The 15,995-nt window shown below is 43.4% G+C and carries 17 protein-coding genes; 13 read left to right on the plus strand and 4 right to left on the minus strand.

Annotation, left to right across the window (positions count from 1 at the left end; genetic code table 11):
- The first annotated feature begins 82 nt into the window (after nucleotides 1–82).
- From L6442_RS13020 to L6442_RS13030, 4 genes are all read left to right on the plus strand, one after another.
- On the plus strand, nucleotides 83–862 hold the full coding sequence (locus tag L6442_RS13020; protein ID WP_212977273.1) for a GNAT family N-acetyltransferase: 780 nt from the start codon (nucleotides 83–85) through the stop codon (nucleotides 860–862).
- Nucleotides 863–965: 103 nt separating this feature from the next.
- The gene (locus L6442_RS13025; protein ID WP_212977274.1) at nucleotides 966–1,370 is read left to right on the plus strand and encodes a PH domain-containing protein; all 405 of its coding nucleotides are present in this window, start codon (nucleotides 966–968) and stop codon (nucleotides 1,368–1,370) included.
- A gap of 124 nt (nucleotides 1,371–1,494) precedes the next feature.
- On the plus strand, nucleotides 1,495–1,620 hold the full coding sequence (locus tag L6442_RS32840; RefSeq protein WP_265589775.1) for a hypothetical protein: 126 nt from the start codon (nucleotides 1,495–1,497) through the stop codon (nucleotides 1,618–1,620).
- Nucleotides 1,621–1,800: 180 nt separating this feature from the next.
- Nucleotides 1,801–2,343, plus strand: coding sequence for a hypothetical protein (locus L6442_RS13030; protein ID WP_194232063.1), 543 nt, complete (start codon nucleotides 1,801–1,803; stop codon nucleotides 2,341–2,343).
- A 231-nt stretch (nucleotides 2,344–2,574) separates the two neighbouring features.
- Here L6442_RS13030 and L6442_RS13035 read toward each other — a convergent pair whose 3' ends face one another.
- Nucleotides 2,575–3,165: a YjgB family protein gene (locus L6442_RS13035; protein WP_212977275.1), complete on the minus strand. Its 591-nt coding sequence runs from the start codon at nucleotides 3,163–3,165 to the stop codon at nucleotides 2,575–2,577.
- 265 nt (nucleotides 3,166–3,430) lie between these two features.
- Between L6442_RS13035 and L6442_RS13040 the strand changes: the two genes are divergently transcribed.
- Nucleotides 3,431–4,135, plus strand: a complete 705-nt coding sequence (locus L6442_RS13040; protein ID WP_212977276.1) for a hypothetical protein — start codon at nucleotides 3,431–3,433, stop codon at nucleotides 4,133–4,135.
- Nucleotides 4,136–4,146: 11 nt separating this feature from the next.
- Nucleotides 4,147–4,860: a CD3324 family protein gene (locus tag L6442_RS32945; RefSeq protein WP_306436666.1), complete on the plus strand. Its 714-nt coding sequence runs from the start codon at nucleotides 4,147–4,149 to the stop codon at nucleotides 4,858–4,860.
- 171 nt (nucleotides 4,861–5,031) lie between these two features.
- Here L6442_RS32945 and L6442_RS13050 read toward each other — a convergent pair whose 3' ends face one another.
- Nucleotides 5,032–6,009 carry a LacI family DNA-binding transcriptional regulator gene (locus tag L6442_RS13050; RefSeq protein WP_212977277.1) on the minus strand — a complete coding sequence of 326 codons (978 nt, stop codon included), beginning with the start codon at nucleotides 6,007–6,009 and terminating at the stop codon, nucleotides 5,032–5,034.
- 122 nt (nucleotides 6,010–6,131) lie between these two features.
- Here L6442_RS13050 and L6442_RS13055 point away from each other — a divergent pair, with 122 nt between their 5' ends.
- The 5 genes from L6442_RS13055 to L6442_RS13075 all read left to right on the plus strand — a co-directional run bounded on the left by L6442_RS13055 (nucleotide 6,132) and on the right by L6442_RS13075 (nucleotide 11,424).
- Entirely contained in the window at nucleotides 6,132–6,824 is a 693-nt protein-coding gene (locus tag L6442_RS13055) for an SDR family oxidoreductase (protein ID WP_212977278.1), read from the plus strand.
- A 70-nt stretch (nucleotides 6,825–6,894) separates the two neighbouring features.
- The gene (locus L6442_RS13060) at nucleotides 6,895–7,329 is read left to right on the plus strand and encodes a MarR family winged helix-turn-helix transcriptional regulator (protein ID WP_212977279.1); all 435 of its coding nucleotides are present in this window, start codon (nucleotides 6,895–6,897) and stop codon (nucleotides 7,327–7,329) included.
- 354 nt (nucleotides 7,330–7,683) lie between these two features.
- Nucleotides 7,684–8,880: a serine hydrolase domain-containing protein gene (locus tag L6442_RS13065; RefSeq protein WP_212977280.1), complete on the plus strand. Its 1,197-nt coding sequence runs from the start codon at nucleotides 7,684–7,686 to the stop codon at nucleotides 8,878–8,880.
- 241 nt (nucleotides 8,881–9,121) lie between these two features.
- On the plus strand, nucleotides 9,122–10,153 hold the full coding sequence (locus L6442_RS13070) for an ROK family protein (RefSeq protein ID WP_237100298.1): 1,032 nt from the start codon (nucleotides 9,122–9,124) through the stop codon (nucleotides 10,151–10,153).
- Nucleotides 10,154–10,218: 65 nt separating this feature from the next.
- On the plus strand, nucleotides 10,219–11,424 hold the full coding sequence (locus L6442_RS13075) for an MFS transporter (protein ID WP_212977281.1): 1,206 nt from the start codon (nucleotides 10,219–10,221) through the stop codon (nucleotides 11,422–11,424).
- Nucleotides 11,425–11,702: 278 nt separating this feature from the next.
- On the opposite strand, the gene L6442_RS13080 is transcribed toward L6442_RS13075, so the two are convergent.
- Complete coding sequence (locus tag L6442_RS13080) at nucleotides 11,703–11,954, minus strand: YgaP family membrane protein (RefSeq protein ID WP_228101134.1); 252 nt, start codon at nucleotides 11,952–11,954, stop codon at nucleotides 11,703–11,705.
- Between the two features lie 226 nt (nucleotides 11,955–12,180).
- Between L6442_RS13080 and L6442_RS13085 the strand changes: the two genes are divergently transcribed.
- Nucleotides 12,181–12,510 (plus strand): ArsR/SmtB family transcription factor, encoded by a 330-nt coding sequence (locus L6442_RS13085; protein ID WP_212977282.1) that lies wholly within the window; start codon nucleotides 12,181–12,183, stop codon nucleotides 12,508–12,510.
- A 167-nt stretch (nucleotides 12,511–12,677) separates the two neighbouring features.
- Complete coding sequence (locus L6442_RS13090; protein WP_212977283.1) at nucleotides 12,678–14,486, plus strand: SulP family inorganic anion transporter; 1,809 nt, start codon at nucleotides 12,678–12,680, stop codon at nucleotides 14,484–14,486.
- Nucleotides 14,487–14,554: 68 nt separating this feature from the next.
- Here L6442_RS13090 and L6442_RS13095 read toward each other — a convergent pair whose 3' ends face one another.
- Nucleotides 14,555–15,760 (minus strand): MFS transporter, encoded by a 1,206-nt coding sequence (locus L6442_RS13095; RefSeq protein ID WP_212977284.1) that lies wholly within the window; start codon nucleotides 15,758–15,760, stop codon nucleotides 14,555–14,557.
- Between the last annotated feature and the right edge of the window lie 235 nt (nucleotides 15,761–15,995).

Raw genomic sequence — 15,995 nt, forward strand, 5'->3', positions numbered from 1 at the left:
CCAACAGCTTCTTCATTGATCGAAAACCTAATCAGGTGCTAAAGTTAAGAGTATCCATCATTTATTGTGAAAGGATAAAAATATGTTCTTTAAAAAAAGTTTGATTCACGAAATAAATCATCTCGTTAATGATTATTCTAAGACATTATCCTCGCCTATTGACTCTTTTTTGGAGCAACATATTCTCTCGTCCGATTTTTATGTAATCCTTGATGGACTAGAAGAGGTCGGCTATTATGCGATTCATCATGACGAATTGCTTACTCAATTTTACATCAAGCCATCATATCTAAAGGTTGCTCAGGAGCTTTTCAGCAAAGTGATTGAAAATCATACTTTGAAGTCTCTATTTGTTCCGACCTGCGATGAACTGTATGTGAGCTTGGCCTTAGATAAAGACTTTCATGTCACCAAGCAAGCTTATTTCTTTCAAGATAGCCATATAGATTTGCCGGAGAAAGAATCGCTACAAGGTGATATTTTTGCTCCAGCTACATTGGATGATCTTATTCCTATGCAACAGATGTGCGGAGATTTTCTTGATCAGTATGAATACAGGATTACGAATGGAGAACTTTTCACCTATTATAGAGGTTCTGTCCTGTTAGGAGTCGGGGTTCTTGAGAAGGGCAGAATTTTGAATGGATTGGCTAGCATAGGCATGTTTACGAATGAGAAATATCGCAATCAAGGCATTGGGAGAAACATCATTCTTAAATTAAGAAAATGGTGCTATAGCCATCAATTAGAACCAATTTGCGGCTGCTGGTATTATAACGAGGCGTCAAAAAGGACTTTAGAAAGTGCAGGAATGATTACAAAAACCCGACTTTTAAACATAAAGGTAAACCCATCTGAATAGTTTAAAAAACTTGCTAAGTCGGGGTAGTTGACTTCACGATGAAACCGATCGCGGATCTGTTACGTAATATGCCTTATGAAACGTGCAGGCAGGAGGAATATATATGTCAGGTCAGGGATCGACAACTCGCGGTGCATTGGTATGGTCAGGCAGAAAATGCACGATCTTCGGTTTGCCGCTCTCGTTCACCAAATATTTTGTGTATGAAAAGAGATTGGTTACAAGACGGGGATTGTTCTCTTTGGTCGAAGATGAGCTTGATTTTTACAAAGTATTGGATAAAAGTCTGGAACTGCCGTTCTGGCAGCGCATATTTGGCTGCGGTTCGATTCATTTGAATGTAGCGGACGTGGATACGCCGATCAAAATATTGACATCCATTAAACATCCCCGCGATGTATACGACCGTATCGATCAAATCGTAACCGGATTGACCGCAAACCAGAATTCAATGCGTACGGCAGCCAGCATTTTGGGTTCGGTTAACCAAGGCGAGTTTTTCAATTAAGGAATTTGAATTTGCAGCCCAGAATGAATTGCAAATTTGACTTTCACTGCTCCGAAGGCAATCTTCCATCCGAAGGTTGCCTTTTGTCGTTGGCTCGCGCGGTTAAAGAGAAGAGCTTGGACAAATGACCGATTTCGACCTGCTCTCGATAATGCGCAAGCAATCGATGTACATCGAACGCCTGAAGCATACGGGACGCGAAGACGCGGTGGAAGAATTGATGAGGCGCCATCCGCGGGAATTTGCGTAATTTTATCCCGGTCGTTTTCAGTTTGTTTTCCGGCAAAAAGTCGGAGTTATCAAGTTTTTAGAGGAATAATGTTGTAATATTTTGCTAACTGTCCTATGATAAAAGTAATAAATTTTGCAAAATTCGATATTTTTCGCTATCGTTTTTTGCGATATTCCATGCTTAAGAGGTGTTGAAGAGATGAAGAAAATGATTGGCCTGCTGGTAATGCTGCTTGTTCTTTTACCGTATCAATCGGCATTTGCAGCAACCGCAACAACTTCTACGGCATCCGTAGAGAAAGAGTATTTCAAGGATTACAAGGACAAAGTCAAAGAAGTAAGAAATGCGCAAAAAGCGCTCACCGCCGCATTGTGTACCAACCTGACCGAATTGAACAATAAGGTCAAGGCTTCAAACGACAAGTACAACAGTTTGGTGAAAAGCAAAGCAAGCAAAGAACTGATTGCCCAAGCGAAAGCGCAGAAGACTGCGGACCGTAAAGTGCTGAGCGAGGCGAAAAAGGTGTGCAGCAAAAAGGTGAATGAAATCAAAAAGGCAAGCAATCTTGAGCTTAAACAGCTGGATAAATACAAAAGAGAACTCGCGAATGTTATTAAACTGCATTTGAAGGGGAAAGATCAGATGTCTGCGGATGAATTCAATCGCCGGGTTACCGAAGGACAAAGCTACATAAGTGCAACATTTGATAAAATTATAACCAACCTGAAGTCGGCAAGATAATATCCAAGCTAAACGTTGTCTCTCGCCGCTGCATGCAATCAAACAACAATAACCGTTTCCCGTCTTTTACGGTCAGGGAGCGGTTATTTTTTTGCACAAACAAAATCCTCTTTCGTCAAGCATCGGGAAGATCGCTTTAAGCGACCGCCTCTTGCCTTCAAAAAGAGGATTTATACGATTTATCTCCCGTTTGTTCAACGGGTGTTTTAATTCAGGATTTTTACAAAATCCTCACTTGGCTAACAGATTAATATGGTCCAAATCGGTGCTGCTGTTGAAAATAAACTCCAGTTTATAATTTCCGCGGATATACGTGAGCTTCGTTTGTTTCGTCTTTCCGTTTTTAATTGTTGTTGTGGAATTAGGAGCAAACCAATGCTTCTTCACCATGCTCATCGTAATGCCGCCGATATTGGTTTGGCGTTCAATGCTGGTGCCGAAATATCGGATCTCGCGAATTTTATCGGATTGATATGAGATGGCGTAGCCAGGATTCCCCATATTGGGGCTGTATACGTCATAGCCGGTTGCATTTTTTCTGGCTTCCTCAGGTTCGCCGATGGCTTTAAAGACATCCTTCCGGGTGCTTTTTCCAATCGTCAGGTTGCTTACTGCTCCCGGAAACTGTCCTTTCAAAGCTGGTTTATAAAAGCTGTTTAACGTTTGGAGCGCATGTGCGGAAGCGTAGTTGTCCTGTTTTGCGGCCGCAGCTTCTACTTGATGTACCGGAAAAACCGAAGAATTCGCCAGAGTTGCGCCAATTCCGACAACGCCTGCAACTGCAAAGGCAGCCCAAACTTTTTTCGCTGATTTAAACTTCATGTTGGATCCTCTCCTTGTACCATGTATTAACCACATGTTTTCTATATCAAACCTAAAGCCAAAACTCATTCTAAATCATAGTAAAATCGGAAAGTTATTGTGTTACGAACTTATGAAAACATGATGTCATTTTTGACATATTGAGTGTAAAGTTGATTAAAGATATTCATTGCCTATATCCCGGACATCGCCAATGATATGATTTTACATATCAGATGCGCAGCTGATGTATTCATAATTTCAAAGTCGAAAAGGGGATAGAAGGATGGGGAAGGATAATATCATTAAATCGATGCTTCCTGAAACGGTAAGTATGACGCCGAAAGGATTTATTGCAGATGAATTAAACCCAAAACAGTTTGCAGATTGCCACGTATTGTTTTTTGACAATATTTTGGAAATTAGTTCATCAGATATTGCGGGGTTAGAAGGTTATGGAGAGTTTAATGATGATTGTAAAACAGAGTATGGAACCTGCAGGGAATTTCTGATTGATACGTTTTCAGAAGATAAAGAGGGGTATTGGTATAATTGGAGAGAAATGTTTGAAACGACGGTTTTAGATCGGGGATTTGTCGAAAAATACTTGGGGGAAATGAAGGACAGAATTGATTATTGTGAAGGGAAACGTTATTTGGTTAATAATAATACGTTTTTTGAAATTATGATCACGGATGGAAAAACAACGGTCGGTTTTCCGGACTGGAGCAGATCCGGCATATGCGATTTTCTCTTGGATTTTGCCATTATGGACTTAAATAAGCCTTACTTACACATACCGGAATTGTTCGTCGAGTATTGCAAGAAAAGGGACATCGTCATACCGGATTTTAAAGAAAGATTCTTATGCATGGCTTATTATAAAGGGATTGATACCTTGCGTTGGCATGCATCAATTGATGACACAGAATCCTGCATGTCCATTATGAAATCAGTCAGTCAACTGAAAGATCGAATATACGCCTTATAAATGGTGAATTTATGAAATATGAAAATGCGAGTGATATATTACCTGAGGAACTGCTAAAAGAAATCCAGAAATACGCGGCAGGGAAACTTCTTTATATTCCTGCAGAGGAAAAAAGGGCTTGGGGCGAAATGTCCGGTTACCGAAATCAATTGCAGAGACGTAATTTCATGATTCGCAACAAATATGCACATGGTATGACGGTTTCGGAGCTTGCGGACGAATACTTCCTATCCTTGGATTCCATTAAGAAAATCATATATTCGAAGAAAAATGATAGAAATTTAACGTATTTTCCGACTGTAGAATCGGCTGTGAAATATGCAAGTGTCGGGATGCTCGAAGAATGGATTCAATGTTATCTGTTGCTTACCCGAAAAGTTGTTCACAGTTTACATGACTTCACGGAAGGAGATCATCTATATTTCGGAGTCGTTAAGTTTCCACTGCGTCTTATTCGGCGTGATGGAATTGAGATGAGGGAAGGCCGTACCAATACTGATGAAGAAGATGATCATGCATCTGCTCTCCCACCGCTTCTTATTCAATATGAAGAAGGAAAATTTTATTGCATTGAACAGAAAGAATTGTTAGCTGTATTAAAACAACGCAAAGTAAACGCTTATCCGACCATAATCGTTTTGAAAGGAAATGCCGATTACAAAATATTTATGAAAAACTATGGAAAAATATTATTTTTTATTGATAACTATGATTTTGATGAATGAACATCAGGAACACGAACAGGCTGCCAATACTTCGGCAGTCTGTTTTGCTAACGTTGAATTACCGACCATCGGCAAGCGGACCGCCGACTACTTCGACGGTCTTTTGTGCAAAATTTAGGGGAACAGCACTTAAGTACAATCATTTTACTTGAGATGTGCCTTTACTTTTCCTTATGTTGTAAGCCTTTTGGTTAGTTTTGGAAATAACTCGATTTTTTTCGTTTCTTTGTTCTTTTTTGTAATATGGTCATGCAATAATGTAAACGCACCAGCACCAACATCTACACTCGAGTGGGCAATGGTCGTGATTTCCAGAATTTCTGCAATCTGCTGGTCATCGCAACCAATAATTGTGAGGTCTCCCGGAATCGAAAGACCGCTTTTTGGGGCTGCTTTTACGATCCCTGCCGCAATATGATTACATGATACAAGCAGGGCTGTTGGACGCTCTTTCATTTGAAGCAGGGATTGAACAACACGTGTCCCATCCTCTACCGTGAAGCAGTCTACAAATCCCCACTCCTCTTTCGGCATAACTTGAATAGAAGATAAGGCATCCAAGTACGCCTGTTTTCGATTTAGACTGTTGATGCTATTTTTTCGTCCAACGCAGTAACCAATTCGTCTATGGCCATGTTCTATTAAGTATTCCATTCCTAATGCAAATGTTTTGTAATGATCGATGTAAACGCTGGACATGTATGAAGATACGGTATCTTCACATGTGACGATTGGACCGAACTTGACATATTTTTCGAGTTCCTGCCAACCATTGATTGTGGAGCATATAATGACCCCATCTAATTTTTTCATTTTTAACATATCTAAAACTTCTATTTCTTTCTCAGGACTATAACCCGTTTGGCAAAGCATGATATTGTAATGGTGTTTTGCGGCCATTCTTGAAATACCCTCGATAATCGCGCTGTAATATTGATGATTTACAAAGGGAAGAACAACACCAATAACATTCGTTTTGCCTCGTACCAAATGGACAGCATTCGAATTTTGAGAGTAGTTTAATTTTTCGATGATCGATAATATCTCTTTTCGTTTTTGCTCATTTACATACGGATGATTATTTAAAACGCGCGAAACGGTAGAAATTGAGACTCCTGCCATTTCTGCGATTTTTTTTATATTCGGCATAATCATATCCCTCCGGATACATATTAACCCATACAAATAATTTTAGGAAATCCCTTGACCTGGTAAGCTTTTCACAATATATCCTTTGCAAGTAGGCTAAAAGAGAAAGGATCGTGGGTATAATGAACGAAAAGATTGCGGTTATAACAGGCGCTGGCAGCGGATTAGGTGCTTCACTTGCTCAAAAATTGTCCTGCTTGGGCTACTATATTTGTTTACTCGGCAGAAATAAACCAAAGCTTGAGCGAACGGCCAAAACTCTAACTCACGGCTATTCCATTTATGAGGTGGATGTTTCTTCAAAACAATGGGTCACCCAAATCATTCAATCTATACAAGATAATATTGGATCCATCCATTTACTGATTAATAATGCCGGCGTTGGATTTTTTGATGCTGCTGAAAATTTGAGTGAAGATTCAATCCATCAAATGATTGACATTAATTTAAAAGGAACCATTTTTTGCACGCAAGAAGTGTTAAAAGGGATGAAACAATCTAATGAGGGGATAATCGTGAATATTGTCTCTACAGCCGGTTTAGAAGGTAAAGTAACGGAATCCGTATATTGCGCGAGTAAATTTGGTGTGAGGGGATTTACGGAGAGTCTGGCGCTGGAACTGAAAAAAACTCCCATTAGTGTATCTGCCGTATATATGGGCGGCATGAAAACCGAGTTTTGGGATGGGGTGTTTTCAGACGAGCAAACCCAAAAGTTAATGGACCCTAATGATATCGCGGATATTATTATTGATAATATTAAACCAAGGAAATTTTTAACTGTAACTGAAGTTGTCATTAAAAATCAAAAATAATAATGTGATTTGACGTTTTATTCATCGCCTGCTAATATATTAGACATCTAACATATTGGCGGGTGATTTTTTGTCTTTATATGAACAGGTTAAGCGCATAAATGAAGCCGAATATACAATAAACCGTCTGGTCTTTAAGCATTATAAGCAATATTTAAATAGCGGCATAACAACACAGCAAGCAGTTCTATTGGATATTGTATACTTGTTAAAACGCATAACGGTCGGTGAAATTGCCATTGAAATGAATATCAGTTCCAGCGCCGTCAGCCAATTGATTGCGAAATTAGAAAAAAAACAATATATCAAGCGGGAAGTTAATCCACAGAATCGGCGCGAAGTATTTATAACGTTGGATGATAAAGGAATGGAATATTTTAAAAAACAGGATTATGTAGAACAGCAAGTCGCAGACAAGATTTACAGTAAACTCTCATCAATAGAGATAGACGAATTAGAACGTATTGTCAACAAATTGAGAGAGATTGCGATGAAGGAATTATAAGATGTTGTTCAAAAAGTCCGCTTTTGATAAGAAAACCTAATCGATGCAACTTCAAGGATGAGCGACCGCGATGCATAGGTAGGTTTTCTTGCGATATAGAATTTCATCAGCCTCGGCTGATAACTAAAAAAATTCTATATCTAACACGAAGTAAATCAGGAAGTGAACTCGGCATCGAATCTTGAATTCAGCCGGGCCCTCCGGTGCTCACGTACCCAAACGTACGCTCCGCTCCTCAGTCCCTAGCTTCATTCAACCTTCTCGGTGCTGAAAACCGACCTTTTTGAACATGAATTATAAAAATTTCTTCGCGCTTAATATGTTAGATATCTAATATATTTAGGGGGTTAACAAATGGAAGGTTTACTTCAACATATTTCGTTTAATGGTGCAGCGTATCATGAAAAAAACGGACAAATCAAGCAGTATTATCATGGGTTTCAAGAACTCGGAAAGCAGCACCTGATTGCGGAAAATACACAATTTAACCTGGCGTCATTAAGTAAAATGATTACAGCGGTAATGACATTCCAACTCATCGAAAAAGGGCAGGTACGGTTGGAGGATAAAATTACAAAATGGTTTAAAGTACCGCATTTTACAGAGGTGACCGTAGCGCAATTGCTTACACACACATCCGGCATTCCAGAGTATATTACAGAAAATTCAAGCATAAGTGCCGAATCATTCGTCGAAGCGGCCCTGCCGCAATTTGCGCCAAATGAGCACTGGTCATATAGCAATACGAACTATGTTTTGCTTGCAAAAATGATTGAAGAAGTAAGCGGCTTAACGTATGAAACCTATTTACAGCAATATATTGCAGAACCATTAGATCTTACCCATATGACAACAAAACCTACCAATCCATTCGAAGCGCAAGGTCAAACGTATGACTATGAGGAGCAGCAATATAAAAAGGCGATTGATGACCGATATTTAAGCAAGGCTGAAAAATACAATAATGAATATGGCGATGGCGGCATTTATGCAACAGTGACGGAAGTGGCGAAGTTTTTAAAAGCGTTTTGGGAAGGCCGGTACCTTCGCAAAGAGACTGTGCAATTTATGTTAACACCAACAGAAGCCGCTGAGCATTATGGTTATGGATTTATCCTTCAAGATGAGTGGGTCGGCCATACAGGCGGATGGATGGGCTGCTCGGCACAAGCCTTTTTGAACAGAACAACGGGAGAAGTGATTGTGTTGGCGACGAATCAAGAAGTGTTTCCGCAATATGAACAAGAAATCATGGATTGCTTCATGGGAAAACGGAATGTTGTCGAGGCGCCAAAACATGTAGTCATTTTACCACTCACCAGTAAAGATGATATTACGGGTCGATATGAATTGGAAGACGGACTTGGCACAAGATTTACGATTGGAAAAGATGAACAATTTATGATTTCATTTGAGCATCAGTTGTCCGTGCCGCTTTTTAAAATCGATGAGTCGTATTATTGGTTACGGAATACGATGAGTTATGTTGATGTTGCGAATCAAATATATATCGATGAGGGTGTTGAAGTACCTTATCATCAAGTTGAATGAAATAGGCAGAAAATGTATTCAAGGTACCGTTAGGGATTGATGTTTCCAATAACAAGTGTCTGAATAAACGTATAAAAAGTCGCCAAATTGGCGGCTTTTTCGTTGTAACGCAAAAATGCATAATCGCGGACATACGTTGTTTTTATTATGGGAATAGAGGTAGACAAAAAGCTTGAAATCAATTAAGTTAATACTTATTAAAAGTATCATCAAAAGTGGAGGCGAGGTGTAATTTTAATTTATGAATCCCATTGCAAACAATACCATGCGAATTAAGAAAATGAACCAGGAGCTGGTTCGGCAGGCTCTCAAAACGATGAAACAAGGCACGAAATCAATGGTGGCCCAGGCTACGGGTTTAAGCGTGGCCACCTGCGGCAGCATTCTTAATGAGCTGCTGGATACCGGTGAACTGCTGGAACTGGATATGGAGGAATCGAATGGTGGGCGTCCGGCCAGACTGTACCAGTTTAACGTGAATTTTTCTTATATTGCGTGCATTATTATCAAAGCTGGGGTGAAGATGCATTCTCTTACTTTTACGGTTGCCAACCTAGCAGGGGAAGCAGTAGAGGAAGGATACCAGGAAACCGGACAGATGGATGCTGAAATGATCTATCAGCTGATTGATAGGCTCATTTCCCGATATCCACACATCCGGGCTGTTGGAATCGGCGTTCCGGGCGTCGTCAATGAGGGAGTCATCACTGCCGGTGATATTCCCGAACTGGTTCAAGTTCCGCTGGAGGCTGCTATTCGCGAGAAACATGAGGTCGAGGTCATTCTTGAAAATGACATGAACTCGACTGTGTACGGCTTTTACCAGAAGCAGGAATACGAATATGAGAAGTCCGTCGCCGTTGCGACATTTATCGAAGGAGTTTTTCCGGGAGCCGGTTTGATGGTTGACGGGCATATTCACAGGGGGAACACCCGGTTCGCGGGGGAGATCGCCTTTTTGCCATTTGGCATAACCCGTGAGGAACAGCTGCGTCAGCTGCATGATCGGAAGACTTTCCATCCGCTGGCTGCGCGTGCCGTAGCAAGTCTGATCGCAGTAATGAACCCAGAGAAGATTGCTTTGACGGGGAGCCTGGTACAGCCCGCTGACGTGGAGCTGATCCGGCAGGAATGTCAGAGATATATTCCAGAGATGCATATGCCTCAGCTGACGCTGCTGGAGCATCCGGATGAGGACTACATGTATGGATTAATTACAATGACGCTGGAGAGCCTTGCCTATTCGCTGAAGCTGGTAGAGAAACGGAGATAAAGCGCAAAGGAGGTGCTCCAGGTTCAACTGCAAAAGATGGGATCATCATACTTAGGAGGACATACATGAATCATTCGTTAAACAGTCGTCAAATATATTTATGGCGGATCGCCATTTATTTCATTTTTGCACTCCCCGGATTTGCGTTAGCCTCATGGGTATCGCGTACGCCAACGATTCGGGACGCGCTGGGGGCAACCACGGGACAAATGGGCTGGATTATATTTGGGCTAGCCGTAGGCTCTATCATCGGTCTGTTGATTGCAAGTCATCTTATTGCGCATAAGGGCGCTCGCTTTGTCATTGTGGTTGGCCTGATCGTTAGTTCTGTTGGACTTGTAATTGTGGGCATAGGCGGCTCATGGTTAACGAACAGTACAATAGTATTTTTAGGTTTGGCTGTTTTTGGTTTTGGGAACGGAATATGGGATGTGGCGATGAATGTGGAGGGAACGGCGGTGGAGAGAGCAGCTCAAAAGTCGCTTTTAACCGGATTTCATGCCGCATTCAGCGTAGGTACACTGCTTGGAGCAATGGCCGGATCCGCCGCGATTAAGTTCGACATGTCGGTTCCAGTCCACTTGGGGGTTGTCATGGCGGTTATTATGATGTCTGGAATTTATTTATGCCGTCTCTTGCCGGCGGGCACGGGGAAAGAAACTCGCAATCATACGAGTGAACCGCCGATGAGTGCCAGGGAACGCATGGCCGTGTGGAAAGAGCGGCGTACGGTTCTGATCGGCATTATCGTGCTTGGAATGGCTTTTGCGGAAGGATCGGCGAATGACTGGCTGCCGCTCGTCATGGTGGACGGATACAAAGCTACACCCGCCATGGGTTCATTTGCTTTCGGTCTATTTGTAGGAGCCATGACTGTTGGACGTGCAGCAGGCGGCATCTTGCTCGACCGGTTCGGCAGAGTAATCGTTCTGCGGGCATCCGCGCTTTTCGCGATTATAGGAATACTTATAGTTATATTGGGGCCAAGTTATGGAGTCGCAACGGTAGGGATTGTGCTGTGGGGACTTGGTGCGGCGTTTGGCTTCCCGGTAGGCCTGTCCGCTGCGGGAGACGATCCTCGCGGAGTAGCGGCAAGGGTAGGGGCAGTATCCACTGCGGGTTACCTCGCGTTCCTTGTCGGCCCGCCTCTTTTGGGGATTATCGGAGAATCAGTAGGCCTGCTTCGAGCCCTGATTGTCGTGCTTGTCGCAGTAACCGTCGCGTGTTTCCTTTCTCAAGCGGCAAAGCCTATCGGAAAGGAAAATAATTGAACAGGGGATGGGTCGTTCCATTCCATATGATTCAAGACGAGAACGGTGAATACAAAATATTGAATTATGATTTGAATATCCCCGGACTCGGGTAATATAAAGAGCTGACGAGTGGTTCTAATCTACAGCCAGATTGGTTAATCCTTTTGCCTTATGCATGTCCTATTTAAAAAATGGGGGGAGGCACTTATTCGAAAACAAAATTATGGCTCTAAAAAATTTTTTGCGCGTTGTGCCATCCTCGCCCGAAGAAGTCGTTTCTTTTGAATTGTTTAACATTAATTCAAGGAGCGTTTACCATTGCAGTTCTGTAAACCCAAAATTGCATTTGCCGGGCAATAGCGTGTTGCGCCAGTAATGATCGGAGCTAATCCAATGAGCCCCCACCAACTTTTGTAATACAAGCCCGCCAAAACGATAGTCGCTCCAATTGAAATTCGGATTGCTTGTTCTGTTTTGCCAACATTACAGTTCAAAGGTGGACACCATCCTTTATCAAGAAAGTCGGTTTGTCCGGTATTGATGGACATCCATCATTTAATATCTGCATTCCAGGTTATTTTCATTCTTAAGGTCAACAGCCACGATTCTGTTTATGTGTCAATTTCGCCAATTCTTCACTAAAACATAGGCATTCTCAGCTTGCTGGATGGAATTTATAGGGATTACATGGGGGATGTTGTTTTCTCGGATGCTGCAGCTTGTGATATGATATTCATATATTCAAAAGTTTTAGCCGTAAAAGGGAGCTACGCCATGAATCAAACCATCCAGCAGTTTAAAGCCGATTTTTTTAAAGCGTTGGCGCATCCGATGAGAATTCGCATCCTTGAGGTTTTGAGCGAAGGCGACAAAAACGTCAATGAAATACAGAGTATTTTAGGTTCGGAAGGGTCTGCCGTATCCCAGCAATTGGCCGTGCTGCGGAATAAAAACGTGGTTACCGGCATTAAAGACGGCACCTCGGTCATTTATTCCTTGCGCGATCCGCTTATAAAAGATCTGCTGGCTGTAGCAAAGCAAATATTCGATAATCATCTTGTTGACGCCATTTCCTTGCTTGAAGGCATTCGAAATGAGCCTTAAGCCGGAAGAAACAAGGTCTTTCTTGAGCAAACTCAAGAAAGACCTTGTTTTTTTCGTGGTTAGCTGCGGATTACGCCGGTTTTGGCGATTGACATGTATGATGATCCAAGGGTACGATCTCTATATATTCAAATAATCAAATATATAGAGAATTGCAGGTATGTCTAATGAAATGGAATGGAAGATTTGAAGGTTATAACGCCGCGTCATTGCGAAAAGATCTTGTTTCAGGGTTAATTGTTGGAATCATTGCCATTCCGTTAGGGATGGCATTTGCTATTGCTGCCGGGGTCAAGCCGGAGTACGGCATTTACACCACCATTGTTGCCGGTATCCTCATATCCCTGCTCGGCGGCTCCAAATTTCAGATCGGTGGGCCAACCGGGGCGTTCATTCCCATTCTCTTTGCGATTGTCATTCAATACGGATACGAGAATTTACTAATCGCCGGTTTTTTAGCCGGAATCATGCTGGTTTTGATGGGGCTTTTTAGGCTGGGGGCTTTGATTAAATTCATCCCCCGGCCGGTAACGATCGGGTTTACCGCAGGGATTGCCGTCATTATTTTCAGCGGACAAATCGCCAATTTTCTAGGATTAAGCGGGATTAAGAAACATGAGAACTTTTTGCCGAACATGAAGGAAATCGCGCTTCATCTGTCAACGATCAATATCTACAGCGTCAGCACAGCCGTCATTTCTTTGATTGTGATCTTGGTTACACCCAAGATTTTGCCGAAGGTTCCCGGTTCGCTGGTGGGCTTGGCCGTTTCAAGCGTGGTTGCAGCTTTGTTCTTCAAAGGGAATGTAGCGACGATCGGATCTTCTTTTGGTGATATCCCAAGTACATTGCCTCATTTGCATTTTCCGGAGATCACTTGGGAACGCGTCAAAGTTCTCATCCAACCGGCGTTTGTAATCGCCATGCTGGGCGGGATCGAATCCTTGCTGTCAGCGGTTGTTGCCGACGGCATGACAGGCAGCCGCCATAACAGCAACCGCGAGCTCATCGGCCAAGGTGTCGCCAATATAGTAACCCCCCTGTTCGGGGGCATTCCGGCGACCGGGGCGATTGCACGGACGGCAACCAACATCAAAACCGGGGCTGTGTCGCCTATGTCCGGAATTATTCACGGTATTGTCGTGCTGCTGGTGCTAGTTTTGTTTGCGCCTCTGGCTTCCGAGATTCCGCTGGCCAGTATGGCTCCGATCCTGATGTTGGTAGCCTGGAATATGAGTGAACGCAAAGAATTTATGCGTGTTTTAAAAACCAAGACAAGCGATTCGCTTGTGCTGCTTATTACGTTTTTGCTGACTGTATTTACGAATTTAACGACGGCCGTCGAGGTCGGATTAATTCTGGCCGTGATTTTGTTCGTTAAACGGATGAGCGATGTGTTAAAAGTGGCCAAAGTGCTGCCCGATCCAAACAACAAACATGACAAAGTCAGCTCGCATATCGTCGCCGAAGGCCATGATTGCCCGCAGATGGATATCTTTACGATTGAAGGCCCACTCTTTTTCGGGGCAGCCAACATGTTCGAGAAGTCGATAATGGATACGATCCATCAGAGACCGAAAGTTCTGCTTTTACGGATGGGAAAAGTTCCGTTTATGGACATCACAGGCGAATCCAATCTGGCCAGCCTGGTCAACCACTTCGAGAGCTTTGGCGGGATGGTTCTGGTGTCGGGCGCCCAGCCGCAGCCGCTTGAAGTACTGAAAAAAACGGGATTGTATACGCTGATCGGGGAAGAGCATTTTTTCGAGCATACGGGCGAAGCGATCAATTACGGCTTATCCCAACTCGATTTAAATAAGTGCCTTGGCTGCAAGCATTTTGCTTTCCGCGAATGCGAGATGTTATCACGCAAGGAATCTCAGAGCGATATGATGGCGAAATTGAAACGGATCAAAGCTGGGCACACCGGTAAACAGCTGCCTGGCTCCGCTGCAAAAGCGAAACTGGATATATAAGGGGAGAGCGAACGGAAAGTCCGTTCGCTTTTTGATGTATAGACCTGGCGGGGGAGCGGCTTTATCGGTCAGGCAGATATATTACCGTCAGAGCGAACCGTTCTGATTTTTCTATTGCCGATTTTGAGCTGGATACCGATCATGATAGCCACAATGACCATTAAACTGAGGATCGCCGAAGGAAAGCTGCCCGCGTAATCATGAACAAAACCGACGTAAAGCGGACCGAGGGACGCGAAAATGTAGCCGCCGGACTGTGTCATTGCGGATAATGCGTTGGCTTCTTCCATATTCGACGATTCATCGATCGGCAGCATTAACGCCATCGGGAAGAGCCCGCCAGCACCGATCCCGAGGAAAATGCAAGTCAGCCAAGGGGAAAAGTGCAACAAAAGCAGCAGGAGTCCGGCTAATTCCATTACGGAGCAGCCAATGAGCCAAACCGCGCGACGCTGAAAACGACTGACCAGAATAGGCAGCATCAAGCTAACCGGTATTTGGATAAGGGTGAATAATGTCAAAATCATGCCGGCCGTATGTTTGTCGTAGCCTTGTTCCTCAATCATCGGTGGCAGCCAGGCCGTAAGCGAATAAAACATAAAAGCCATCATCCCGAAAAAGCTGGTCAGCAGCCACGCCCGTTTATTGTTTAAAGGAAGCTTGGGGCTTGGGTTTGCCGAAGCGTGCATGGAGCTAACAGCGGCGGAGGCATTCGATTCGGGCATCTTTGGAGCAGCAGGTTTCCACCAGAAAAAAAGAGCAATGACGGCCAAGATGGACCAGGATGCGATAGAAGCCTGCCAGGAATCATGAAGAACATTTTGCAGCGGCACGGAAAAACCGGAACCCAGGGCGGCGCCGACAACAAGGGCCATGGAGTAAATTCCGACGATCGCCGAAGGATTGGCGAAGTTCTTTTTAATAAATCCGGACAGCAGCGGGCCGATAACAGCAATACCGACGCCGGCAAGAAAAGCGGTTAATAACATCAGCCATGCGGAATTGACGTAATATCTCGCGGCCGTTGCGGCACCAATTAGCAGCAGGCAATAGGCAATAGTTCGTTCGATGCTCCAGCGGTTGCTTAGTTTAACGGCCGCCGGCGCAAAGAACCCCATGCACAGCACCGGCAAAGAGGTCAGCAGACTGGCCAAGGAGCCGCTCATGCCTAACGCTTCCTGGATCGTACCCAGCATGGGAGAAACCGAGGTAATGACGGGACGCAAATTAAGGGAAGCCAGAAAAAGAGCGGTAATCAGAAAAATAAAACGCATGACGCATCATCTCCATCCTATGTGTTTCAAAGTTACAAGTCGGGTCTACACCAGTGTAAAAGGGCAACTTTAATTGATCAATATTATTGTTTCTATCATTATCATCAGTATTTCTAATGAAAGTGAGTGAATGCGACTTTACCCGGGGGATATCGTCCTTCACCCCGGTTTTAGGTGTCTCCTTTTTTTGGTAAGCTATCGCTTGTAAGCACTTTCTTTTTTTGTAGATATGCTG

This window comes from Paenibacillus azoreducens, assembly GCF_021654775.1.
Classification (GTDB): domain Bacteria; phylum Bacillota; class Bacilli; order Paenibacillales; family Paenibacillaceae; genus Paenibacillus_AQ; species Paenibacillus_AQ azoreducens.